The following is a 23,661-nucleotide window of genomic DNA, read 5'->3' on the forward strand; positions in this document are numbered from 1 at the left end:
CCCACCACTGCCGGCAGTCACTCACTCATCTCGTGAGGATTGAGTTCAGAAAGCCGCCAGACTTTAGAGCACGATCGCCAACGGGATGTGCACGTTAGTGCATATCCCTATCTCATGTCGATGATGTTCGATCTATTCAAAGTGCGCATCCTGGTAGCCAACTGCATGCAGCAACCTGCAACGGGTGGAGCAATTTGCTTCGCTACGACCAGATAGTGGTGTGTTGTTCGGTGGGGTTTGGCTCGATTTTTGTAAAGCCGCGAGTCTCTTGAGGGATTGGCATGGCCTGTGCATTTCTTTAGGAAAAGTTTGAAACGGTGGTGGCTGAATTTTCGTAAATGGTTGGGGGGAGAGAGTCTCGTATCCAACTTTTTGAATCCAGTAGGGATGTCATCGGGATTTCTACTGAGGTTTGAATTTTTCTTGCCGTCGTGGTCAACAAATCGACGGCATCACTCGTGAATGGTGTGGAAGGTCAGTTATGCTGCCATTTCTCAAATCCCCTGGCTCTGGGACTGGCATGACTTTCTCGTCGCTTGCTTCATTTGAAGATTATCTGGTTCAGCAGCAGTTGGTGTCGCCGCGTGCTTTGGCGGAGGCGGCCCGACATATTCGGGGCAATGATTCGTCGGCCATCAAAGAGTTGATCCGCGAACTGGAACGCCGGATGGAGCTGACGGGTTATCAGTCGGGGATTCTGCTGAAGCACGAGATCGAGGGTTTGCGAGTTGGCAATTACAAATTGCTCTACCGCAATGCTTCAGGGAGTTTTGCCCGGGTCTTCCGTGGCTGCTCTGTGTTGACTGGAGAGATGATTGGCCTGAAGGTACTGCGGCAGCGTTATGCCAGTGATCCGCGCGCTGTCAATCTCTTCAAGCGGGAAGGCGAACTGGGGCGGCGTCTCAAGCACAAGAACATCGTGCCCATTTACGAAGTGGGAAGCGACGGTGGTCAGCATTACCTGACGATGGAGTTCGTCGAAGGTGGCAATCTCAAGGATATCCTGAAAATTCGGGGCAAGTTCACTCCCGAAGAAGCGGTCAAATACATCATCGATCTGGCGGAAGGGCTCGAATATGCATTGTCGATGGGTTTTACTCATCGCGATCTGAAGCTCTCGAACGCCCTGCTTTCCGCACAACGGGTCGCGAAGCTGGTTGACTTTGGTCTGGCGGGAGGCGAAGCCTCCGGTGTGGCTGATGACGCCGACCGTGCAGTGGAATACGGCACGCTGGAAAAATTCACGGGAGCTCCTGATGGTGACCCGCGCAGCGATTTGTTCTTTTTGGGGGTGATGCTCTACGAAATGGTCTCGGGCCAACCCCCTTATCCACCCACAAAAGATATTAACGAGCGGCGGCAAATCAGCAGGTACCGCAACATCCGGCCCATCACTTCTGTATGCCCGGGTCTTTCGAGGCCGCTGGTGGACATTATCGATCAGTTGCTGCGCAGTAACCCCCATGAGCGGTATCAATCACCGACAGAACTGTTGCGAGATCTGCGGAAACTTCAACCCAGTTTCAGCTCAACAACAACCAGCAGCGAAGGTTTAGGAAGCACCAGCGGGCCCATGCCAGCAATCAAGAGTTCTGAGGGCGAACCTTCAGCCAGTGCCTCCACGGCGAATCGCACCTCGACCATCCTGTGTATTGAAGGTCGTGCGACTCAACAGGATCGTCTCCGCGAATATCTTTCCAAGCATGGATATCGAGTGCTAATGCTCAGTGATACCGATCGAGCACTGCAGCGCCTCGAAAGCATGGCCGTGTCAGGGATTCTCGTGACCTGTGAAGCGTTGGCCGATGATGTGGTCGGGCGATATGGGCAATTGAAAAAGCACGCCGATCGTACTGAGACTCCTCTGGTGCTGGCATTATCAGCAAAACGAGCCGATCTGTTGCCGCAACTGCCGGCTTCTCGCTACAGCCAGGTCATGCCGCAGCCTGTAACACTTCGCGATCTGCGTGATCGGCTGGAAACCATGAAGGCCAGCTAACTCGGCTGAACGCTCCAATGGTGCTTGGAGATCAGGAAGCGAGCTTACGTCTCTCTGGGCAAGCGTGGCGTTTACACTGGCAAGAGATCCTGCAGGTCGCATCGGATTTCATTGGAGAGGAGACTCGCAGGTGTTCGATGAGCCACCCGATCCCTCAGACGCTGCAATTTGCTGTAAAGTTGTTCTCGTTCCCCAGTCAGAAAATCATTCCGGATGCTGGCAGAGGCGTACGAGGACTGAACCGAATATGTGGATGGAGCGGTCGTGAGACAGGCCGAGAGTCGCTGTGATAATGATTCTCGATCAGACATCGTGGGTTCTGAATGGATGCTGTCAGAACTCACTGCGCCGCTGTTTCCTGCAACAGAGTTCCCAATAGCGGAACCCCCAATAGTGTAACTCTGTGCTGACTCATGCCGATTCCCTGCCAGCAGGACATCCAGCAAACTGACGAGCCAGCGATCTCTCAACAAAGTTGAAGGTTCATCCAGCACCTGACGCAGGTCGCCCAGCAGCAGATACTCCAGGTCCGACCAGTAACCTCGCGGTGCGATTGTTGATTGAACCGCGGTGGACATCATGATTACGGGGCCGAATGGGCTTAGGGGAGGTAGGACACTTTTTAACCTCAATGCAAGGGATGTGCCGAGTCAACTGCCGCGATCGAAATTTTGAGAATTCTGCCATTCCCTGCGCTGTTACCAAAATTAAATATTGAAAATGAACTGAAAACACATCTTTGTCCGCCGTTTTCCCGTGCCTTATGTCAAACCGATTGATCATCGAGGGTTTCTGGTCAACCAGAGAGCGATCTTGTTCTGAACAGAATCTGTTCAGCAATTGCGCCGAAAATGAGCAAATGGCATCTGGCCGGTTCCTAAGAACTCTGCACCCGTATTCAACGGAGAAATACGATATCATCAGCGTTTCGCCAAAAATTCTCAGCGGGATCATTGATCAGCGGAACACATGTAAATAAGTAACTACTCTGATATCTGGCGGGTGTTTGGGGATGAAGAAAGTTCTGGCGCCGCCTGATACGCAGAGTTCCCTTAACAATCGAATCTGCCCTGCGGCTGCCAGGTTATGGTTTGGAAAGTGAGTTCGGTCGTTCTACTCTTTCGCTTCTGCACGGCTCGTGAGATGATCTGCAGCTAACCTGGCAGGAACTGGAATTCAAAAGATTGTTGATCCGGAAGCCACCTGCGGGTCTTTAACGTTCCTCAACCAGCGGCGATGAGTTTCATCAAACCGCAGCCCTACGATCGGAATATCGACGTGGCGACATCTGTCGACCAGCATCCCTCCAATTCTCCTGCTTTGCCAGAGCCCTGGCAGGCTGTTGTCGGCAAGTTCGTGAGTTCGCAACAACCTGTCCTGCAATGGGCCTGGTCAAATATCGATGCCTCGCGACATTTTCAAAAAACGTTATTGGTCCTAACCAGTCAGAATCTGATGGCTTTTGCAGGCTCCCCTGAGTCTCCCCAGATTTCGCAGTGGCCTCTCAGTCAAATTGAGAATCTGACGACCAGTGACCGAGCCGGGCTGGGAACTCTCGAAGCGCAATCGATGGATCGTCGCCTGGCGATCTGGCATTACACGCTGGATCTGGGCCCTGCCATTCTGCTGCTGATCGAAGCTTTTCAAATGGCCTCGCTGGGCAGGAAGTCGATTTCGCTGGAAGAGCCAGTGCAGGCTCCGGAAGCCGAATCGACCACGACTCCGCCAACCACCAAAGCACTCTGGCGGCTTGCCCGATTTGCCCGACCCCATGCTGCTGCAATTGCAGCAGGTTTTCTCCTGTCTTTCCTGGCGATGATTGCCGGGCTCATCCCGCCCTATCTGACTGTTCCATTGCTGGATGACATTCTCATCCCGTATCAGACAGCGGCGTCTCTTTCGCGCGAGACAGGTCAGCCGATTCCACCCGCGGTCGACTTTTCGATGTCACTGGCGGGGATGTACCTGGCGGGTTTGCTGCTGGCGGCTGTGGCCGCCTGGATTCTGGGCTGGCTGCAGGGGGCACTGCTGGCTCGCGTCAGCGAGCGGATTGCGGCCGATCTTCGCAATGCCTCGTATGCCCATTTGCAAAGGCTGTCTCTCGAGTACTTTGGTGGAAAACGGACGGGCGACCTCATGTCGCGTGTCAGTACGGATTCGGATCGCCTTTGCCAGTTCCTCTCGGATGGTGTGGTCGATTTTGCTGCCGACTGTTTTCTGATTGTCGGGACAGCCGTCGTGCTCTTCTGGATCGATCCGTGGCTGGCCATGGTTTCGCTGGTGCCATTTCCTTTGGTGATCTGGCTGATGTATGTCTCGCGCGACCGTCTGCAATCGGGCTTTCAAAAAGGTGGACGAGCCTGGGCCCACATGACAAGTGTCCTCGCGGATACCATCCCCGGGATTCGGGTTGTCAAAGCCTTTGCCCAGGAAACGCGTGAGATTCAGCGGTTTGAACAGGCCAATCGAGAAGTTCTTTCGGCCAACGACAAAGTGAATCGAGTCTGGACGTTCTTCTGGCCCATGATCATTTTCCTCAATCAACTGGGTGTGCTGGTGGTGTGGGGCTATGGGATTTACCGGGTTCATGAGCAGATGATTACCGTCGGTGTGCTGACCGCATTCCTGGCGTATATCGCGAGGTTTTATGGTCGGCTGGAATCGATGAGCCGCATGGTGAATTCATCGCAGCGGGCGGCTGCCAGTGCTCATCGGATCTTTGAAATTCTCGACCGGGTCTCGAGTGTTCCCGAGCCGGCTCAACCAGTCCCGCTCAAAGACTTCAAAGGTGAGATCGAACTGAAGTCGATTGGTTTCCGATATGGGAACCGTAAAGTGCTGGATGGTGTGAATCTGAAAATTGCCGCTGGCGAAATGATCGGGCTCGTGGGCCAGACCGGTGCTGGAAAAAGCACGCTGATCAATCTGGTGTGTCGCTTTTTTGATGTGGCCGAAGGAGCCATCTATGCGGATGGCACAGACATTCGCTCGTTCCGAGTCGAAGATTGGCGCAAGAATGTCGGGATCGTGCTGCAGGATCCTTTCCTCTTCTTTGGAACCATTGCAGAAAATATTGCGTACGGGAAGCCAGGGGCTTCGCGCGATGAAATCATTGAAGCGGCCCGGGCAGCACGTGCTCATGAGTTCATTCTGCAGTTGCCGGATGGATACGATTCGCTGGTCGGTGAGCGGGGACAATCGCTCTCGGGTGGTGAGAGGCAGCGCATTTCGATTGCGAGAGCGCTGCTGATTAACCCCAGACTGCTCATTCTTGATGAAGCGACCAGTGCCGTCGATACCGAGACCGAGCGGCAGATTCAGGAAGCGTTGCAGAATCTGGTCAAGGGCCGAACGACGATCGCAATTGCTCACCGTCTCAGTACGCTACGCCGTGCCAATCGAATTGTGGTTCTCGATCATGGTCGACTGGTCGAATCGGGAACTCATGAAGAGTTGTTGAAACTCTCCGGCGGGCATTACGCCAAACTGGTCGAAGCGCAACAGGCACTGACAAAAGACATTGGCTGGTAATCTATTCTCATCATCCCTTTGAAGGTCACTGACGAACATGCAGCACAACCCGCGATTTTTGCAACTGGTGGAATCGGTTCGTACCAATATCCGGGAATGCAGTATTGCCGACCTGAAATTACTGCTCGAAAAGAAATCGCCCGTCCTGCTCTTTGACGTGCGTGAAGATCACGAATGGGTCAATGGCCATATTCCGACAGCGAAGCATCTGGGCCGGGGCATTATCGAACGGGATATTGAAACGTTGATCCCTGATCCGGAAACCGAAATTTACCTGTATTGCGGCGGTGGCTTTCGCTCAGCTCTGGCAGCCGACACGCTGCAGAAAATGGGCTACATGCATGTGATCTCGGTGGATGGTGGCTTCCGTGGCTGGAAAGAATCTGGGGGTGAGATTGTCACCCCCAGTGCATAGCTATACAGCCAGCCCATGCCATGCTGCTTTGATTTCCAGTAAATGATGATCTGTGGCTACTGTGGAGCATAACGAAGAGTAGCTGCCAGCCCACATGTACCGGGAACCTGTTCGCCTCCGGCTGCGAGGACAGTCCCTCCGGTCATCATGACGCGAGCACAGATTTCACCGACGACATCGTAACTGACCGGGCAATTGGCGGCACCTGGCGTAATTTTGCCGTGCTCATCGATGGTCCCGGGGGTGACTCGGGCGACATCGACAATTAAGGATTGCACTGCGCCTTGTGTGGCAGCGACGGAGATTTCTTCGAGATTAGTAGTTGTGCGATTTTGTGTTTTTCGCTGCTCGAAGGTCTCGAGTGCCGATTGAATGCGGGCACTGGCGAGGTTCTGGAAGATGGTGCGGGCGGCAGCCACAATCTCGACATCGGAAATCGCATCCGGGCTGTGGCGAATTTCTTCGGCAGCAAGAAATGGATACGTTGCCAACTGACGGTAAATGGAAAGCAAGGGTTCTGTTGCTGCCAGAATCAGAGGTTCACTGCGTCCATTGAGAACCGGCCGGAGTGCCTGATCAACCAGGCGTGCATATTGTGTGAGACGAACTTTCTTCCCTTCGTCTCCCTGAATTCGTCCGCTGGGTGAGCGATCCTGAATGGACGACTTGCCAACAGAACTTGCTGCATCCTTCGGCAAGCCGTCGATGTTCAATGTCACTGCGGGCAGGTCGGAGCAGATCTGCAGCAGCTTGACATTATTCTGACCAAGCACCAGGACAAAGCCTGTTGAAGAAGCCGCCATTGGATGCAGCAATGGCTTGACGTGGAATCGATCACTGACTTCCACCAGCTCTTGAACGCTGTAGGGAAGTCTTAAAGTATGAATCTGTGTGGGTGTCACAAAAATAGCGAGGCCATGTGCCTGGTATTCCCAGAACGATCCATCATCTACCAGATCAAGAAGCAGTCCTTCAATGGCTTCGACATCTTTTTTCGGACGCTCTGCCAGTTGATCAATCGCAGTTTTTGTCAGATTTTTGAGGACAATCCGATCCTGCTGGGCCTGCTGAGAAAATGGCGTCGTGGGAAGATAAATGCTGACCTTGATCTCACCCCGTGAATTCATCAGGGTGGCAATATCATCTCGAGAGGGAAGATCAACGTGAAGCATCTGGAATATCCTGAGAGAACATCGTGAAGTAGAGAATGGCCGATCTCTAAATCACTCTATTGACCATCAGCAAGCAAGTTAATGCTGATGAAAGTTCTCAGGGATTCCATAAATTGCAGGTTTTAACCATCTGACCAAGTCAAATGTACAAACAATTGAATGCTTACGGTCCACCATGTTAAGGAACAAGCGGCTCTCTTCACATTTCGCAAACCTATTGAAAGGTCGAACGACGACTCCACGCGGCGTGCAGGTTTGCACTTTCTGCAGATCTGTTTTGGTCGAACAGAGTGGATACGTTGTCGCCTTATCTCGAGTTGCGATTGGTTGAAGCGCACCTACGAGAGTTCGCGGGCGAACGAGTGATCAACGACCGTGAACTCGGGATCGAGTGCCGGAGCGGGTTGTCGATTGAGGCGATGCAGCCGATGGGGCTGCAGATCGTGGAAGAAGGCACAACCGCTGATCCCACCGAAGACAGCCAAGACCCAAAGTGCCAGCCAGAACCTGCGTTGCATGTTGGTGCTCATCCTTTCGTTCATCGATCCGGTTCCGGACATCTATGGCGGCGGTGTGGGAAGGTTGATGCTCAAGCCGGTAAGTTCAGGTAAAACCAAGGAAGGGTCTTCCCACAGGAGGGCTAGATCGTCAAGGTGTGGTTGGAGCCGAGTTTCGGCAGGAATCGCCAGATGTCTTAGGGACTCTGCGTGTAGCAGATTCAGTAGAAATGCCCCGGCAAAGATTGCCGCTGAAATCGAGGTGCGTGCTCTGAATGGCCGCTTTTGCCGCTGGATCGTGATCGACTTTTTCGATGACAGAGAATCATCCAGCAGCGATGACTATTGCGCCGATAGGAGTTTCGTAGAAATGTTGCTTCGCCTCAGGGGTTGAATCAAAACTTGCGACCTCTGATGCGACTCCATTCGGTGGTGTGGTTCCCTGCTATCGAGAATACTCATGTCTGAATCTGCAGAACCCAACCCCACAACAGATCTTTCACCCAGTTCTCCCGAAAGTTCTGCTGGAGGAGAACAGCTCACTTCTGCCGGCATCGAGCAGTTCGAGAAGCTCAAATCGACGTGGCTGAGCCACCTGACAGAGAATATCGATGCTCTGGTCACGTCGTTTCAACAGGCCACGGATCTAGCCACTCAGTTTCGGGTGAAGGAACTTTCTGCCGAATGGGTGACACAGCATTTAGCAGTTCAACATGAGCCGTGGCCTGCTGGTGAAGCGGCAGGTCTGGTTGTCGAACTTGCCTGTGATGAGACATTTTTTGTGGCGTTATTGCCTGAAATCATTGGCCTGCCCGGCTGGTATACGACGCCGGATGCCAGTCAGGAATCACGACTGCAAACTTTGGCACAGGAATGGAGCATTCTTCTGCTGCCTGAGTCAATCGAGATAGGTGCCTCAAAAACGATTACTATCTCGCGCATCGCGGGTCATGTCGAAAACCTGCCAATGCATGCCCGTTTGCTGGCTTATGCTCTGGAGGTGACGACTCTCGAGAATCCGCCGGAAGAAGGTGAAACACCCGCGATCATCGTGTTGGGGCCATTTCCTCTATCAGCAAAAGATGGTCAGCCATCGGGGTCGAGTGCCGATGCTGCATCAGGATCCAGCCAGACAGGAATGACGGGAGTCACTCCCCAGAACTTCGAGGATGAATGGGAAGAGGCCTCAGCAAACCTCGAGACCGAACGTCGTCAGAATTCCAGTGCCGAGCGACAACTGCCCGATTCACAGACTGCAGTAGCGCCAGTCGATAGCCCGGTTGATGATCTGCTTTCGAACTATGAGGGACTGGCCGCTCAAGATCCAATGGAATCTGCGGCACCATTGGCTCAAGAGACGATGCCTCAGCAATCGGTCACGAGCCAATTGATGCTGCAAAGGCTCTCTGGAGTGCGGGTTCAATTGAGTGTGCGCCTCGCAGAAAAACGCATGCCCCTGGCTGCTTTATTGCAATTGTCACCCGGGGCTCTGGTGACGTTTAGTAAACCTTGTGAAGACCTGCTCGATATCTATATTGGAAATCGGCAGTACGCTCAGGGTGAAGCCGTCAAAATTGGCGAGCATTTTGGCGTGAAGGTCAATCGCTTAGGGCCACCTCCTGAGAAGCCCAGTAGCCTGATTCTGGACTGATGGCCATTGACCTTGCTCATCGGGTTTTCGGCGACCCAATCACATCGATGACTGGCAGTCAGGCGATGATGAAAAATCGATAAAGTCAGCCAGTGCAGAAACTCCCTGTAGAGAACTGTTGAACATCTTGAGCATAATGGGCCGAGTTGATGAAGGCTTTGAAGTGGCCTTTGTCTGACATCGAGCGTTGATGCGAGAAAGCATTTCGCAGGTCTATCCGACAGGTTGGCTCCCATGAGTTCTGCAGGCACGCCCCAAGATCCCACTGCTGATTCCGAGAAGACATTCATCGCATCGGATGTCTCTGATGGTGCTATGGCAGCTACGAACATTGCGCCTGACACTGTTCTGACTGGGTCAACAGATGCTGGAGAAGGGACAGGGAAGGGTTCATCTCCTGCTGCCCCGCAGCGGATTTCTCAGTTGGGCGACTTCCGATTAATTCGCAAGCTTGGTGAAGGGGGCATGGGAGAGGTGTTCCTGGCACATCAGGACAGTCTTGATCGGAAAGCAGCGATTAAAGTTCTCTCCAAAAAACTTGCTGGCAAAGACGACTTTGTCAAACGGTTCTATCGAGAAGCGCGGGCGATGGCGAAGATCGATCATCCGAATGCCGTGCGCGTTTATGCCGTTGATCAGGATCATGGTGTGCACTTTGTGGCGATGGAATTCATCGACGGCAAGAGCATGCAGCATTGGATCGAGACTCTGGGCCGACTCTCTGTTGGTGATGCCGTGCATGTGACATTGCGATGCGCGGAGGCCTTGCAGCATGCCCATGCCATGAACATGGTGCATCGCGATATTAAACCTGACAACATCATGCTCACTGCGCGCGGGCAGGTAAAGGTAGCAGATTTTGGCCTCGCCAAAGCCATTGACGATGAAGACAACTCGCTCACACAGAGCGGGACCGGTCTGGGAACACCGTACTATATGGCTCCCGAGCAGGCGCGCAACGCCAAACATGTGGATGGCCGATGCGATATCTATGCCCTGGGGGTGACGCTCTATCACTTTCTTACGGGGAAGCTGCCATTTACTGGCAATACCACCGTCGAACTGATCATGAACAAAGAGCAGGGAAAGTTTCCACCCGCCCGAAAGGCGAATCCCGAGATCCCGGAAAAACTGGATCTGATCATCGATAAAATGGTGGCTGTCTCACCCGAACAGCGATTCAAGGATTTTGGCGAAGTGATTCGTTATCTGGCGATGCTGGGCCTCGAAAGCCCTTCACTCAGCTTTATTCAGGCTCCCGATAAAGTGGTGGCGACAGCCAATACGGCCACTGTCAAAAGTCCTGCTGCCGCCACGCGAAGTCTACCTGCAGTACCGAAGTCTTCCGCTGAAGATGCCGCTCAGCAGAAGCAGGCGGCAGCCAAAGAGATCACCTATGCGATTCAGTTCATCGATGCTCAAGGGAAACCATCTGCTGCCAAGATGACGGCTCCCGCGATTATCAAAGGGATCAAAGCCGGCATCATTGACCAGCGGGCGAAAGTCAAAAAACCGGGCGCGACATCCGCCATTCCGATTGCTCAACTTCCAGAGTTTGAAGATGCCATCCAGGCACTTATTGTTCGGCAGGAAGCCGAGAAAAAAGGCCGGGATATGAAGTCGCTGTATGCCCAGATTGATCGGCAGGAGCGCTGGCGCAAGTTCACCCGCAAGATTCGAGCGGCCCTTTCAGGTGCCTTGGGCTGGGTCAGTCTGCTGATCTGGTTGGGATTGATTGCCGGTGCGATTTACGGAGTCTACCTGCTCCTGCCACTCCTCAGGCAGAACATTCCGTTTCTTGAAAAGCTGGGTGGAAGCTGATGAATCCACTCTCATGATGCTGTCAATCAGTGCGTTGGAGAGCCTGACGGATTCTTGAATTTGTCTCGAAAGGCGATTGTTACCCAATTGCTGAACTGTTCCACCTGGCCTGAGTCGCCAGTACCACCAGCAAAGTACACAGACCTGCCACACCGAGGCCAGCCAGAATGGCAAATAGAGGTGGGAGAGTCAGTGCTGCAATCGTGAGGATGATAATCAACAGGAGTGTGGTGAGCTGGAGCCAGCGCTGCTTCTTGTCCGGGGTCACAATTGCCACCATCCACGCTGCCAGAATGATGGAAGCCAGCAGCCATAACCATCCCCAGAGTGATCCCTTTCTGCCGGAGGGGACAAATTCGAGTGCCAGGCGGGCATCGCCACCGGCTTTCGAGAATCGCACGGTCTGGCCACTTTGAGGAAGCTCTGCCACGACGGAAAGTCCTTGTGAAACGGCACCTCGATTGGCAGGTAATTCAAAATCGACCATGCCTCCCAGGCCACCACCTAAGCCGCCAGTGGCAACACTCGTCCCGCCAGAACTGGCAGCCATTTCAGAGAGGACGAAGAAATCGTCGCGTGCAGACGCGTCGCGGGCTTTATCCACGCCGAGCTTTGCTCTCTGCAGGCCATCTTCTTCCCACTGAGATGACGTTGACTGAGCTTTGTTTTCTCCCAGAGCACGCTGCTGCAGTGCAATCGAATCGGCCGCGTTGCGTCTCACGGCTCGACCAAGTTCCACAGCTTGACTTCCTCGATCAAACTCTTGTTTTCGAGCTGCGGAATCTTCTGACGATGACAAATAGCGTTCCAGCGATTCGCCCGATTTGGATTTTGCCAGATCCAACTGCTGGCGCTGCTGTGATTCTTCCATACGGTTTCGCACGGCACTGTTCAAAGAATCGAGTTGCTGATCGTTGAAGGCCTGGTACTGACGGCGGGCATCGAGTTGTTCCCGCGCTTCCTGACGATCTTTCTTCGATGGAGCGGACTCTTGAACAAACTCGTTTTCCTTGAGTTCGGACTTAAACCAGAAGGCTCCTCCTTGAGAGAAATGATCCGCCTGAGACTGGCTGCGATTATCGGTCAGAATCTGGAGAGCATTCGACTGCGCCTCGAGAGCACCTTCGGAAGGTTGCCCCAGGATGATGCCGTTGACTGCCAGCCCTGAGACAGTCAGTGACTGGTTTTGAAGGTTCAGCTTTTCACCTTTTTGCTCGACCTTGCGTTGTAATTCCTGAAGTTGTTTTTGTGTGGCATTCAAACTGGTTTCATACTCATCGACAGCGGCTAAATCTTTGCCTGAAGCTCGACTGCGGTAGCTGGAACTATCGGAAAGCAACGACTTCAGTGCGATGCCATTTCCCAGGGCCTGTGCCTGAAGTGAGAAATTGGTCGAATTGTCGGCAATCGAAATCAGATAAGACAGCTCCTGCAGGCGAGCCTGTTGCAGTGATAACTCGGATTGGACCAATGAGGCGGTATTCAGATTGTTGCGCGTGAGGTCGGCCAGCCCAGTCGCCTGCAGATCGTCGGGAATAGAAACCGCCCAGCGTGTGCGGGAAACCGGAATCCCGAGAGCTTCATCTTTTTCAGGGCTGATGACTTGTGGGGCCGGAATATCAAGTTGGCGTGTTGTCCATCCGCCACGGGTTGGCAATCGTCCATTCAGCTTACCGGCAATGGTGATCTGCACGGTAATCGAAAGGTCGGCAGCACTTGTGCGGGGTAAGGCCACCAGTTGCATGATCTGGCCGTCTTTCGAAGATTGCACCGCTCGTGAAGGGGCACCATCGATCAAGACCGTGAGGAGTCTGGCTTCCGCAGGAATGACCAGTGGCAGGAACTGACGCGAGCGATTTTTAATCAGGTAAGTGGCACTGGTTCGATAAGTCCCATCGCGAGAGAGAATCGTCACCAGATCGGCGAGATTCACACTGGCAGCGGCCAGTCGAGCCTGCGTTAACGCTACCGCTTTCCACTTCAAACTGACACCTGAGGTTTTCACCCGCAGAAGTTCGGCAGCCCGTTTGATGAGATCATCATTCAGTGCAATACGCAGGTCATCGCGAGTGACGGCATCGGCTTGTTCGGGAGCTTCGCGAGTCAGCACGCTGCGTGAAGGATTCAGCAAGAGGACATAATGAGCTTGTGGAATCGATTCGACTGATCCTGCGTTGATGCGATCCGCCTCAATCGTTTCAAAGCGTAAGCCGGGCGAATGCACCTGGAGGTCACGAAACTCCGTCGTCGCGACAGCGGCCAGCGAAAGGCTGCCCAGTACGGGTGTTCGCAAAGAAATCGTCCAGTGAGGGCGACCATCTTTCCCTTTGGAAGTAGCAATCGACCGGATTTCAGAACCTGAAAATTCGAGTTTGCCAGCAAACTCAGGGCTCGCAGAAACCTCAACCACATCGGCAGCAGCACGAGCAATCTGCCAGTTCAAAAGGAGTGAATGAGCAATCGCACCATCAGTCACACTCACGATCGATAACGATTCAGCTGCCAGCTGTGGCTCGAGTCTCGACAGAGAAAGCGAAATGGGACGGGTGGTCTGACTTTCTGAAGAAAACGCGAGTTGAGGAGCCTGACCATTTTTAAGTTGAGTCAACCCGGGAGAGAGGGTGGCGGGATCGATGGATCTCCAGCCTTCCAGGTTGGAAAAATTCGCGGTAATGGCGGAATCTGTCCAGAGACCGACTTGTGAACTCAATCGATCCACATCGGTTAACTCGGGAAGTTCCAGAGCCATGGACCAGCGGTTCTGACCATTGCGGCTGAAGGGGACTGCCCCAGCCAGAAGAATTTCCAGAGTCCCTTCACGCGGCGATTTCCATTCGAGAGTCAACAGGTGCTGGCCTTCTGTGCGGGTTTCGTACCAGTCCTGTAAGCCTGCACTTTCGACCCTGAGTGGCTGCCAATCTTTAGGAAGTCGCAACGTCAATGTCGCGCGAGGCACACCCGAGACCTGGGCGATGAGCCGCGTGGTTTGCTGCTGGCGTGTGGGAGTCATGAGCACGCCATGCTGAGCCTGGGCGGTGATGCGGGACAGTTGCCTTTGAACCCGCAACTCGAGTGCATAAGGCCTGGCCGAGAATCGATAGGCGAACTGTGGAGCGGCAGCCGGGCGACTGACAGGGACTGAGCCACTGAAGCGAGAAGTATCAATTTGTGTCAGTAACTCGGTTTTATTGACTCGCACGTTGAACTGCCGAGCCGCGAAGACACCTAAGGTTCCCGTTTCATGCGTCACACCGACAGGGATCAACTGTGGTGCTTTCAAAACGGTGGGTTCTTGCGAGACAGGAAGTTCGAAATAGGCATCGATCGTGAGGCGAGTGGTGTCATCGACATTTCGTCGCAGATAGACCTTCAGCTTTCGCGCGGGGTCTTCGCCAGAGAGTTCCCAACTGCCGACATCGGGGCCTGTGACCGATTGAATTTTGAGTGCTGGTGGAACCTGAAGATCGAGTTCAATGACACTTCCCTGCCGGATCAGATACTCAAGCCCGGTGCTCACTTTCAGGCCGCTGTCATCAAACGAGAGAGCGGTCAGTGAATTGAGCGAGACCGTGCGATTGGCCACATTGAGTTCACCTTCGGGCTGCCAGGAGATTGAAACCTCGTTGTAAGAGCTGAGTGAGACTTCGACCTTTCGTGGCTGGTCGTTACGGGCGGGCGTCTGCCGGAAGCCTGTGGTGGCGCCATTGAGCCGGACGAGCAGACCCTCTTTGGGAAGATTCCAGATCAGTTTCCCACCCGTTGAAGGTTCCAGAAGAATTTGGAACTGGCCAGCCGAGGGGGAAGAATTGCGATCAATAATTGTTTCCAGATCGAGGACATGCAGTCCTTCTCCAGTGATCAGGATTTGCTGCTGCGAATCTTTCGAAACCAGCGGGGCCGCTTTGCCATCCAGTTCCGCCCGGTTCCAGGCCAATTGTTTGAGCGGTAAAGCCATCAATTGAGGAGCGCTGGTTCTCGACAGATAGACCAGCCTGGCCTTCAAGCGGACATCGTGTGTCCACTGGCTCTGGGCGGGTGTGGCTTTTTCGTCTGCAGGAGCTGGTTGTGCTGCTTGTGTGGTATCGGGTGCGGATTTGACCTGTGGTTTAGGTATGAGATCGACCACTAATGTTGTTTCGGCCAGCCCGCCGGCATGAGGGGCTGCGGCCTTGGGTCGTTTGTCGGGGTTGGCCTTCAAATACAGTTCGAGGTACTTTTCGTAAGGGATGAAGACCTGCTGACTCCCTTCGAGAATCGCGGGGTCGGTGAGATCACCATTCGCCACCGGAATGACTGTCTGATTCACAGGAGGCGATGGGGGAAGAGGAGCCATGGCCTTTTGAGCTTCCTGGTCGATTTTTTGAACTTCTTCCTGTGCTAAAAGCGGAGTGACACAGGCTGACCAGAGACATAGCCCGACCACAAGGCTCGCCAGTTGACCAGGGCCAGACCATCGAGTTTTGCAGCAACGTGAGAGGCAACTTGTCAGGCAGAGATCGATCAGCGAGTACAGCGCGACACCCAGCCACACCATCAGTCCCCCGATCATGGCGGCAAACAAACCATCGAGCCAAAGCTGTGCACTGGCGGGAAGCACGCCACTTAGGCCAATCACGAGGGGAAGACCAATCCCGAGAATCAGCCATTTGCGTGTGGCAGGAAGTTTACGGCAGAACCACGCGATGAGTGCTCCCATGCAGAAGAGCCAGCGTCCCCAGAGTGTGATCTCCTGACGGTCAAGATAGGTCAGTTTCAATGAGGCGACTTCTCCGCCATCGAGGCTTTCACCCGTTCCGACATAACGAAACTCTCGACTGCGGGTACCGGCGGGTGCCTGCCAGTTCAGAGCCAGAGAGAGCCGGGATGTACCCGACTTTACCCCCCAGGATTGATCAGCACGACCTGTCAATGTTTCGGCTCCTTCGCCAGCAGTCGCAGGACGTGCATCAGGAGTGGGAGTTGCTGGAGTCTTGCTGTCTGACGTTTGATTGCCTGCTTCTGCAGGAACCGGCATGCCGGCAGCAACCGGCTGCGGCTGGTTCAAAGCCACGGCAGGATCGGTTACGGTGCCGAAAGGTTCTGTAAGTGCGGGTAAAGGTGTTTCAGCAGTGGGAGCAGGACCGCTCGGAGGCGCGGCAGGTTTGGCACCCGCCCGCAGCATCTTGCGAGATTCTGCGATCTTCTCGCCAGCCTGTGCTGGAGCGTCAAAAGCCGGGACTAGAGCATCAATATCCGACATAGGTTTACCGTTACTCTCTTCGAGACGCTGCATCGATTTCTCGACAGGTTCAACAGCGAAACCTTCGACAGCATTGTCGATATAAAAGGAGGTTGCAGGAGCAGCCGTGCGGGAAGCGACCATTCGTCGTTCAGCCAGCCCACCCAGGAAAAACCAGGGTCCTACGCAGACGACCAGCACCAACCCCAAAGCAAGCAGTCCACCGGCACCGGCACAACCCCAGAAGCCAGCCTTGAACCGGAGATAACAGGCTCCCGCAGTGAACAGAATCATGAGCCCGGCGACCAGCAATAAGGGAATCAGGCGATCCCAACTGGGTTGTTGGAAGAGTTCTTTTAACCTCGCCAGTTCTCCCGGCTGATCAAGTGGCGCGGTCGCCTCCAGTAAACCATTCTGCCTGACAAGTAACAGTTTCTCGGGATAATGGACTTCCCACGTCTGCTCGAGCACTTCCACGATTTCAAGATCGCTCGATGACGTGACGACATTCAGCACAGGTGTTGTCCCCTCAAATTGGCTGGCCTGTGCCGCTCGACCAGCCGTCGCATGATCTGTCTCGTAATAAACGACCACCGACCGTTCAGTGCCGCCGACAGCTGAACCTTGCGATGTATTGTTCGCCCCCTCACTTCGACTGCTGAGAGGAACCAGAAAGCCTCGTGAGGCGAGCCTGGCTTCTACAGCCCGGCCATCAACCATCACCGCCCACAAGCGGCTCCCCTGACCAGGCTGACCTTGATCTCCGGGCAATTGAACACTGAGATTCTGCACATTGGCGACCTGCAACAGGAATTCGGCCCGATGCTGCGCAGCACCGACCAGAGGCAAGTGCGTATCGACTTTCAAGCGGCGGCAGATCGCGCTGGGAAGTGCCGAGCGGTCAAATCGTTGCTCACTCACAACAACCCTGGCTCCTTCGGCCAAAGTTTCGAACAAAGCCACCAGTCGCTCGCGAGGGACCCACTTGGATGAAGGGAGTTCCAGCAGGTCCGCCTCTTTGAGAGGCGATCCATCAGCCGCCAGGGCATCAATCGATAACTTCTGATCCGGGCTGGCTTCGAGAGCGATAAACCCGCTATGGAGTTGAGAATCGAGCACCAGAAGTTCGGGAACTTCAAACTTCTCGACCTCAGGTCTGGGTTGCTCAATCGTCGCCCAGAGCGTCAAAGCTCCCCGGGCACGTTCCGCGAACCGCAGGATCCACAATCTGCGACCTTTAACAACCGGGCCGTCCTGTTGCTGGACGATCCGTCCGCCAGCACCTGCCAGTGAGAAGCGCAGATCAGTTCCGACACTTTCCGGCAATGTCAGCATCAGTCCGCGAACACCACCACCTTGAACTTCAACTCGCACCGAAACAAATGAGGAGATCGACTGCTGATCGAGTCTCCAGCCGGTGAGACCTTTCGTGATCCAGCGGGAAGGCTGCCTCGAAATGTTCAAGCCAGCCTTCCAGTTATTAACCTGTGACTGCAGCCTGAGTCGCTCGTCTTCCGCTTTGAGTGGTGCCAGATCAATCGCCACGAGATCGCGAGCAGTGACATCAAGATCTTCATCCGCACGAACTACGACAGCCGTCTCTGTGAGAGTGGCGTCGGCGATTGGTAACGAAGGTAAGACCAGCGAGACGGGAGCGTTTTCTTCGACCGGCCAGTTTTCGACAAGCTGCCTGGCTGAGAATCGGATCGATCTTCGCTCACCCGGAAGTAATGGTTTATCGAGGGCCACACGAATGCGATTGATCCCTGCATCACCAGGGATCGTCTGCCAGGTTAACCCCTGACCTTCGGCAGTGCTGGCCTGCAGCAATTTCCATTCAGCAGGAAGATCGAATTCGAGATCAAACAGCGAGACATACCGGGTTTCAACCATCGTACTGGCCGTGAGTTCAATCCCACGGGAAGTGATTTCGACAACCATAGCGACCGCTGTGTTGAGTTCGCGGGCTTTGGGTTCAGTCATGAGGTTTAAGTCAAAATCTTCCCGCCAGACTTCAAACTCGATGGAAGAAAATGAGTTGTTATCGCCTGGTGAGTTATTGGCAGCAGGAGCGGGGTTTTTGGGAGTGACAGAAAGACCTTCCGAGCGGCGCACTCCGTTTTCTTCTAATGTTCGTAAGCGGACTTCCTGCGGATGACGCACGATGAGTTGCCCGATATGACTGGTGGCTCCATCGATCTTAAGTGGTGGTACCGACCAGGCTTCACCCACTTGTGTGGGCATGACGCCACGAACTGTCAACGTGCGCTGACCTTCAAATGGTTGCGAGAAGACCAGTGACATTTTTGTGCGCTCGGGATTCGCCGGGTCATCGGAGAGTGTCCACGCTTCGAGGCCTGTCGATTCGATGGCAGCGACTTCAAGCTTTGATGGGACAGACAATTCGAGTCGATCAATCGAGCGGCCAAAAACCTGCAGGCTGGTCAAGGCCTGCCAGGAGACTTCACCGGGACTGCTGACAAGACCATAGGCTGTGCTGGCAAAGAGCAGAGCGTCGGTCGCTTTGGCTTCTGCTCGTTCGGTAAGACGCCATTGAAAGCGGCCCTGCCCGCCAAAGGGGAGGCGATACTCATTCGCTTCGGCGAGTGGTTTCAGGCGATCCAGGGTCATGCCAGAAGAAACGAGTTGTTTCTTCGGTGGAACAGTCACCACGATCTCCCCGGCAGGGACAGGTGGCAGCACAAAGGCCGCGACCTGATCACTTCCTGCATTGACCAGAGGTGTCGTTAATTGCAGTTCTAAATGATGAGTGCCGACTTCATTGGTCAGGAGCTGCAGAGGTGGAGCGGGCAGTCGAACCGATTTTTGTTGAGTTTTGACCATGGGCTGGATTTCGAACGCAGGCCGATAGAGTGGTGCCGGTTCTCCATCCAGCCGAGCGGAGTCGATGGAAAGACGTTCAAGCCCGGGGAATCTTCCATTCAGCCCAGCCGGGGGTGAGTTGTTCGAGTTCGAGCTTCAGGTTGATGACGAGGACAGTCCCTTCGATGGTGGCCACGGCCGTGCCACTGGTGATCACCTGATGGACCGGCGGAGTGGGGGAGTTGTTTTTGATCTGTGCTCTTTTGAGCAGTGCTTCGTAGTCATCGCGTGAGAGCAGGACACCTCGCTTTTGAGATTCAAGCACGGCCTGCAGATCTGCCAGAGGGACAAATACTTCTCGTCGGATGCTGGGTGATTCACCACTTTCGACAGAAACGTTCTGTACTGGTCGATTGGTGGGGGGCTGTGCCTGTGCCCGCTGTGGTGAACTCAAGCCGCACACCATGCACAGCAGAGCAGCCATGAGCCGACAGATATCGTTCATGAAGAAGTATCGACCCTGCTCAACAGGCGAAGTCTTCGTGCGGAGATTGAAGGTGATGAGTGACATCAGTTTATTCCTGCCAGAATCTGGCTCAGTCATTTCGCAGAATCAACAACATCTCTGGAAGCATCGGTATCGATTATCGCTGGTCACTCGGAGTTCTCTGCCCAGCGGAAACTGCTCTCTTTCGTTCACGGCATTCGATGAAGAACGATTCTGAACCTCGGAGAGCGATATGAACTGAGGAATTAACTCTGATTTTCGCCCGTTGGATTCTGTGAAGGTGGCTCCTCCGGCTTGCTGGAAGTCGCGGATGAGGCATCTCCAGTGGACACGGCGAGTGGCTCTTCGACTTTGGTCTTTACAACAGGTTGCTCAAGTGGAACCTCGACCGGTTTTGGCTTTCCAGGACGACAGCAGTTGACAATGCTGGCGACCAGCCAGATCAGCACCATGGCCACGAGGCCGAAGAACATGGCCGCGACGATGTGTAAGACCAGATCGGCATCGGCAATGGCACTGGCAGCAGCAATGGTGGCCGCCAGAAGGAGCACGGTCAGTTTGTTTTCCAGCGGCGTTCGCCTGAGGAGCAAAGCGACCACAATCAGCACGATGGTGGCGATCCAGGTGTAGAAGGGTAGTCGCCACCAGACAACGGTGATTTCGTTTCCGCTACCGAGTCGACTGTAAAGTGTGCCGCGACCTTCGCGTGGAAAATCGAACATGCCACTGGCGGTCTGTCCAATCCATTCATCCAGCCCTTCCAGACCTCGTGAGTTTAGTGGCGAGGCCAGGATCAGATCGTTGAATTTCCTGCGTGTTTCGAGTGTGTAGCCTGTGGGTGAGCTGACGAGTGAAAACTCCTGTGGCACCCAGACAGCGACTCGCGATTGCTGAGTAACAATTCCCTGGGCATCGAGGCCTCCCCAGACAGGCATTCTCAAGAGGAGTTTACCTCCATTGCTGCCGAATGGTGCCGGTGAGAGTGGTAAGCGGTAGAGAATCGTCACATGAAACAGTTCATCGGCACCGCTGGCGCGTGCCACGTTGATAAAGTGAGTCGTGTAAGGTCCTTTGTCGCTGGCACCTGGTGTTTTTTCGAGAGCGACAGGCCGATCACCCATGGCTGCTCCCAGAGGCTGGGCATCGCCTGGTAAATCGATCCGCAGTCGCTGACGTTCACTGCTTTTTATAGCGTAACGGGCCCGGCCCGTGACGACACCGGCTTTATCCACGACGATTTCGACCAGGCTGCGAGAGATGACCGTTTGAACCACACCCTGCACATCGAGTTTGCTGGCTTTCAAACTGACTTCCACAGGCTGGCGGAAGTACCGAAAAGCAGCAAAGCCTTCGGGAACAGGCGTCGTCAATTCGCGAGTGTCGATGCTTTCGACATCGCCACCGCTGGCGACGGCATCGACTGCCAGAGCCCGGTCTTTCGTCACGACAACTTCACCCACAATCCGCGTGAGTGGAACTGTCGTCGCGACAACAGGCGAGGCAGGTTTGTTCCCGACTTCTTCGGTTTTGGCAGCTTCTGCTTGCGCAGGACTGTTCTTGCCAGATTCTGACGAGGCATTTCTGCCCGATTCAGGGAGTGGGGAATCGATCAACCGGACGAGCCCCAGAGTCGCGGATTCTTCCGGAGGAGTTCCTGCCTGGGGAGTCACATCAAAGGTGACAACAAAGGTCTGGCGGCCCAGAACTTCACGCTGTAGGACGACCGTCCAGGTGACCCAGCCATCGACTGCTTTTTCTTCCCGGCTTTGTTGTTTGATCGGCGCATCAGCCGTGGAAGTAATCTGCACACTGCTGGCAACACTTTCGGGAACCTGAAAACGGAAGGTCGAGAGCCCTGCAAATTCCACGAGATAGCCAATGGTGGTTTGTGAACTGACTTGCCCCTGGCGGACATCGAGACGAGTGGTGACTTGAGCCGTTAATCGAGAAGGTTTACGAACTGTAGAAACAGGAATGACAACGGGCCTCTGCTGATAGCGCCAGGCAGAAACGAGGCGGGCGTTGCCAGTTTGTGACGGAGCAACCGCAGGATCTGGCTGTGCCGAGATGACCTTCTCGGTTTCTGTAATCACTTCCATCGCTTCGGGGGCAAAAACGACCACCTGTCCATTTTCAACTTCAGCACCACGCGGCTCGATCAGGGGGAGATTCCGGGCAGCTGAAGCGGAGGCCCAGGGGACAAAACCATTGATGGTGAGATTGATCTGTCCGAGCCGCTTTTCAGTGAACTGGACAACGAGTTCACGGGTGGTCTCGTTGACATCGAACTGCTTCATCCCCGTCGCGACGACGTTTTCGACAGTCAGTCCTTCGGGCAAACCGAATCGCAATTCAAAGACACCGGCACGCTCGACCAGATAGTCGAGCGAGGCATTCAAACGGAGCTGATCATCGCGGAAGATTAACTGGGAGTTATGATTCACGACCAGTCGAGGTTCGACAGGCCGGGCGCGCAATTCGAGTTCAAATTCGGGTGAGAAATAGCGGAAATAAGTGGCTCCTGGCGTTCGAATCGAGGGAGCAGCCCCGGCTTCATCGGTCCGTTGCAGACCACGCTGCAGTTCGACCGTCAGGTTGACATCGGGCCCGGCATGCAGCGCCAACTGACCACTTTCGCGTAAGACACTCAGAGCATGAATGCCGCGGGATTGTTGATCGACGATCCCGGCAACAAAGAAGTTTTCGGCAGGGACGGATCGCTCGGTATGCACCTGGATCGTGGCTGGCTTATCGACTCGACCCAGCAGTTCGACCGAGATGATCTGTTGTTCGCCTTCTTTGGAGAGTTTCCATTCGCGAAGGCGCACGTCGGAGGTGACATCGAGAACCCGATGATCTGCAGGAACCGCGATTCGTAAAGACGCCAGTTGTCCGCGAAGAATGTCGTATTTGAGCTGGGCGTGCGTGTGGATAAGCCCATCTTGAACCTGCACGCTGGTAAGGTTGGTGACACTGGCCAGCAGTTCCATATCGGGCCGGGAACCGACTCGTGGATGCCAGTTGACCTTCAGTTGTTCGACAGTTCCAAGATCTGCTCGAATACGCGTTTCTTTGGAACCAGGAGCGGTGGGGAGCAATTCGAGTGCGGCGGCTGGTGCCAGCTCGACGACCTGGTCGGCTTCGGGAATCGTCAGTTCGAGACTGCTGATCCCGGCATTTGGAAGTTGCATTTCAAATCGTCGTCCGTCGGGCGAGACACTCACTTTGGTGACGACTTCGAATTGCACCACATGTTCGCCGGCTTCCGGCATGAGCAGCGCGAGTTTGCCCTGGCCCAAACCTTGAAGGAGAACTCGATTGGTGCTGGATGAGACTTTGCCGACCGCTGCATCGCCGAATGAAATCGGCAAAACGGCCCAGCCCTGATTCAGAGAGAGCACCTTCAATTGCACATTCAGTCGGACGGCTTCTTTCTCGACTTTGGCGGTGTATCGAGCTTCGGAGATGACTGCCGGGACAGGTGGCTTTTCGCCTGGCTTCAAACTCTGCTGATGAGCTTTGTTCCAGAGTTCGAGATATTCTGAAAGTGGTAATGCAATCGTGGCGTCATTTTTCCCGAAGACCTGCTTGAGGTTTTGATAAGGGATGTAGATCCACCGCTGAACCAGTTCCTGATTGGCAGGTGAGGCGGCTGGTGGCCGCGTGGTGCTCTCCTCCTGGGCGAATACCATTGTGGCTGGTGACAGGGCCAAGGCCAGCAAAGCCATCATCAGACGAATAACAGTCAATGGCGAGGAGGAGCGCATGGCAGACTTTCTGCGAAATCAACAGCTTCTCCTGTGAGGAAAAGCTTATGGATGGGTCAATTAAGGGAAATACGCTGTTTGCGCCACTGGTGGCATTGATGTCAAAGATAGCGATTACACACATTGCGGAACATGGTTTGTCTCACAATCGCAAAGACGACTGGGGCAGAAATTCTTTGGCCGCTGTACCGGCTGATCGATGCGTCTCGCGTGAACGGGTGCCGAAGGGCACTTCATGAAGTGAGTGTTTCAGACGTAA

Annotated in this window: 11 protein-coding genes; 5 read left to right on the forward strand and 6 right to left on the reverse strand. The window is 54.4% G+C overall.

Features of this window, described 5'->3' with window-relative positions:
• Window positions 1-520: 520 nt before the first annotated feature.
• Window positions 521-1,999, forward strand: coding sequence for a serine/threonine-protein kinase (locus PLIM_RS20750; protein WP_081440362.1), 1,479 nt, complete (start codon window positions 521-523; stop codon window positions 1,997-1,999).
• A gap of 71 nt (window positions 2,000-2,070) precedes the next feature.
• Here PLIM_RS20750 and PLIM_RS20755 read toward each other — a convergent pair whose 3' ends face one another.
• The gene (locus PLIM_RS20755) at window positions 2,071-2,580 is read right to left on the reverse strand and encodes a hypothetical protein (protein WP_013112278.1); all 510 of its coding nucleotides are present in this window, start codon (window positions 2,578-2,580) and stop codon (window positions 2,071-2,073) included.
• Between the two features lie 655 nt (window positions 2,581-3,235).
• Here PLIM_RS20755 and PLIM_RS20765 point away from each other — a divergent pair.
• Together PLIM_RS20765 and PLIM_RS20770 are read left to right on the forward strand one after the other, a co-directional pair.
• Complete coding sequence (locus PLIM_RS20765) at window positions 3,236-5,530, forward strand: cyanophycin metabolism-associated ABC transporter (protein ID WP_013112279.1); 2,295 nt, start codon at window positions 3,236-3,238, stop codon at window positions 5,528-5,530.
• Between the two features lie 37 nt (window positions 5,531-5,567).
• Window positions 5,568-5,945: a rhodanese-like domain-containing protein gene (locus PLIM_RS20770; protein ID WP_013112280.1), complete on the forward strand. Its 378-nt coding sequence runs from the start codon at window positions 5,568-5,570 to the stop codon at window positions 5,943-5,945.
• 56 nt (window positions 5,946-6,001) lie between these two features.
• Here the strand turns inward: PLIM_RS20770 and PLIM_RS20775 are convergent, their stop codons facing one another.
• Window positions 6,002-7,117: a baeRF11 domain-containing protein gene (locus PLIM_RS20775; RefSeq protein WP_013112281.1), complete on the reverse strand. Its 1,116-nt coding sequence runs from the start codon at window positions 7,115-7,117 to the stop codon at window positions 6,002-6,004.
• Between the two features lie 338 nt (window positions 7,118-7,455).
• The gene (locus PLIM_RS20780; protein ID WP_148227210.1) at window positions 7,456-7,635 is read right to left on the reverse strand and encodes a hypothetical protein; all 180 of its coding nucleotides are present in this window, start codon (window positions 7,633-7,635) and stop codon (window positions 7,456-7,458) included.
• 439 nt (window positions 7,636-8,074) lie between these two features.
• On the opposite strand from PLIM_RS20780, the gene PLIM_RS20785 reads away from it, so the two are divergent.
• On the forward strand, window positions 8,075-9,265 hold the full coding sequence (locus PLIM_RS20785; protein ID WP_013112283.1) for a FliM/FliN family flagellar motor switch protein: 1,191 nt from the start codon (window positions 8,075-8,077) through the stop codon (window positions 9,263-9,265).
• A gap of 234 nt (window positions 9,266-9,499) precedes the next feature.
• A complete protein-coding gene (locus PLIM_RS23370) occupies window positions 9,500-11,086 on the forward strand; it encodes a serine/threonine-protein kinase (RefSeq protein ID WP_013112284.1) in 1,587 nt (528 codons plus the stop codon).
• 79 nt (window positions 11,087-11,165) lie between these two features.
• Here the strand turns inward: PLIM_RS23370 and PLIM_RS20795 are convergent, their stop codons facing one another.
• The 3 genes from PLIM_RS20795 to PLIM_RS20805 form a co-directional block, all read right to left on the reverse strand.
• Window positions 11,166-19,148 (reverse strand): hypothetical protein, encoded by a 7,983-nt coding sequence (locus tag PLIM_RS20795; RefSeq protein WP_013112285.1) that lies wholly within the window; start codon window positions 19,146-19,148, stop codon window positions 11,166-11,168.
• Between the two features lie 76 nt (window positions 19,149-19,224).
• Window positions 19,225-19,698 carry a hypothetical protein gene (locus PLIM_RS20800; protein ID WP_013112286.1) on the reverse strand — a complete coding sequence of 158 codons (474 nt, stop codon included), beginning with the start codon at window positions 19,696-19,698 and terminating at the stop codon, window positions 19,225-19,227.
• 182 nt (window positions 19,699-19,880) lie between these two features.
• The gene (locus PLIM_RS20805) at window positions 19,881-23,402 is read right to left on the reverse strand and encodes a hypothetical protein (protein ID WP_013112287.1); all 3,522 of its coding nucleotides are present in this window, start codon (window positions 23,400-23,402) and stop codon (window positions 19,881-19,883) included.
• Window positions 23,403-23,661: the final 259 nt, after the last annotated feature.

The organism is Planctopirus limnophila DSM 3776, assembly GCF_000092105.1.
GTDB lineage: Bacteria > Planctomycetota > Planctomycetia > Planctomycetales > Planctomycetaceae > Planctopirus > Planctopirus limnophila.

Excerpts from the sequence above, each read along its gene's own strand:
- PLIM_RS20750 (WP_081440362.1), top strand. The coding sequence starts at position 521 with ATGACTTTCTCGTCGCTTGCTTCATTTGAAGATTATCTGGTTCAGCAG.
- PLIM_RS20755 (WP_013112278.1), bottom strand. The coding sequence starts at position 2,580 with ATGATGTCCACCGCGGTTCAATCAACAATCGCACCGCGAGGTTACTGG.
- PLIM_RS20765 (WP_013112279.1), top strand. The coding sequence starts at position 3,236 with ATGAGTTTCATCAAACCGCAGCCCTACGATCGGAATATCGACGTGGCG.
- PLIM_RS20770 (WP_013112280.1), top strand. The coding sequence starts at position 5,568 with ATGCAGCACAACCCGCGATTTTTGCAACTGGTGGAATCGGTTCGTACC.
- PLIM_RS20775 (WP_013112281.1), bottom strand. The coding sequence starts at position 7,117 with ATGCTTCACGTTGATCTTCCCTCTCGAGATGATATTGCCACCCTGATG.
- PLIM_RS20780 (WP_148227210.1), bottom strand. The coding sequence starts at position 7,635 with ATGCAACGCAGGTTCTGGCTGGCACTTTGGGTCTTGGCTGTCTTCGGT.
- PLIM_RS20785 (WP_013112283.1), top strand. The coding sequence starts at position 8,075 with ATGTCTGAATCTGCAGAACCCAACCCCACAACAGATCTTTCACCCAGT.
- PLIM_RS23370 (WP_013112284.1), top strand. The coding sequence starts at position 9,500 with ATGAGTTCTGCAGGCACGCCCCAAGATCCCACTGCTGATTCCGAGAAG.
- PLIM_RS20795 (WP_013112285.1), bottom strand. The coding sequence starts at position 19,148 with ATGGTCAAAACTCAACAAAAATCGGTTCGACTGCCCGCTCCACCTCTG.
- PLIM_RS20800 (WP_013112286.1), bottom strand. The coding sequence starts at position 19,698 with ATGTCACTCATCACCTTCAATCTCCGCACGAAGACTTCGCCTGTTGAG.
- PLIM_RS20805 (WP_013112287.1), bottom strand. The coding sequence starts at position 23,402 with ATGCGCTCCTCCTCGCCATTGACTGTTATTCGTCTGATGATGGCTTTG.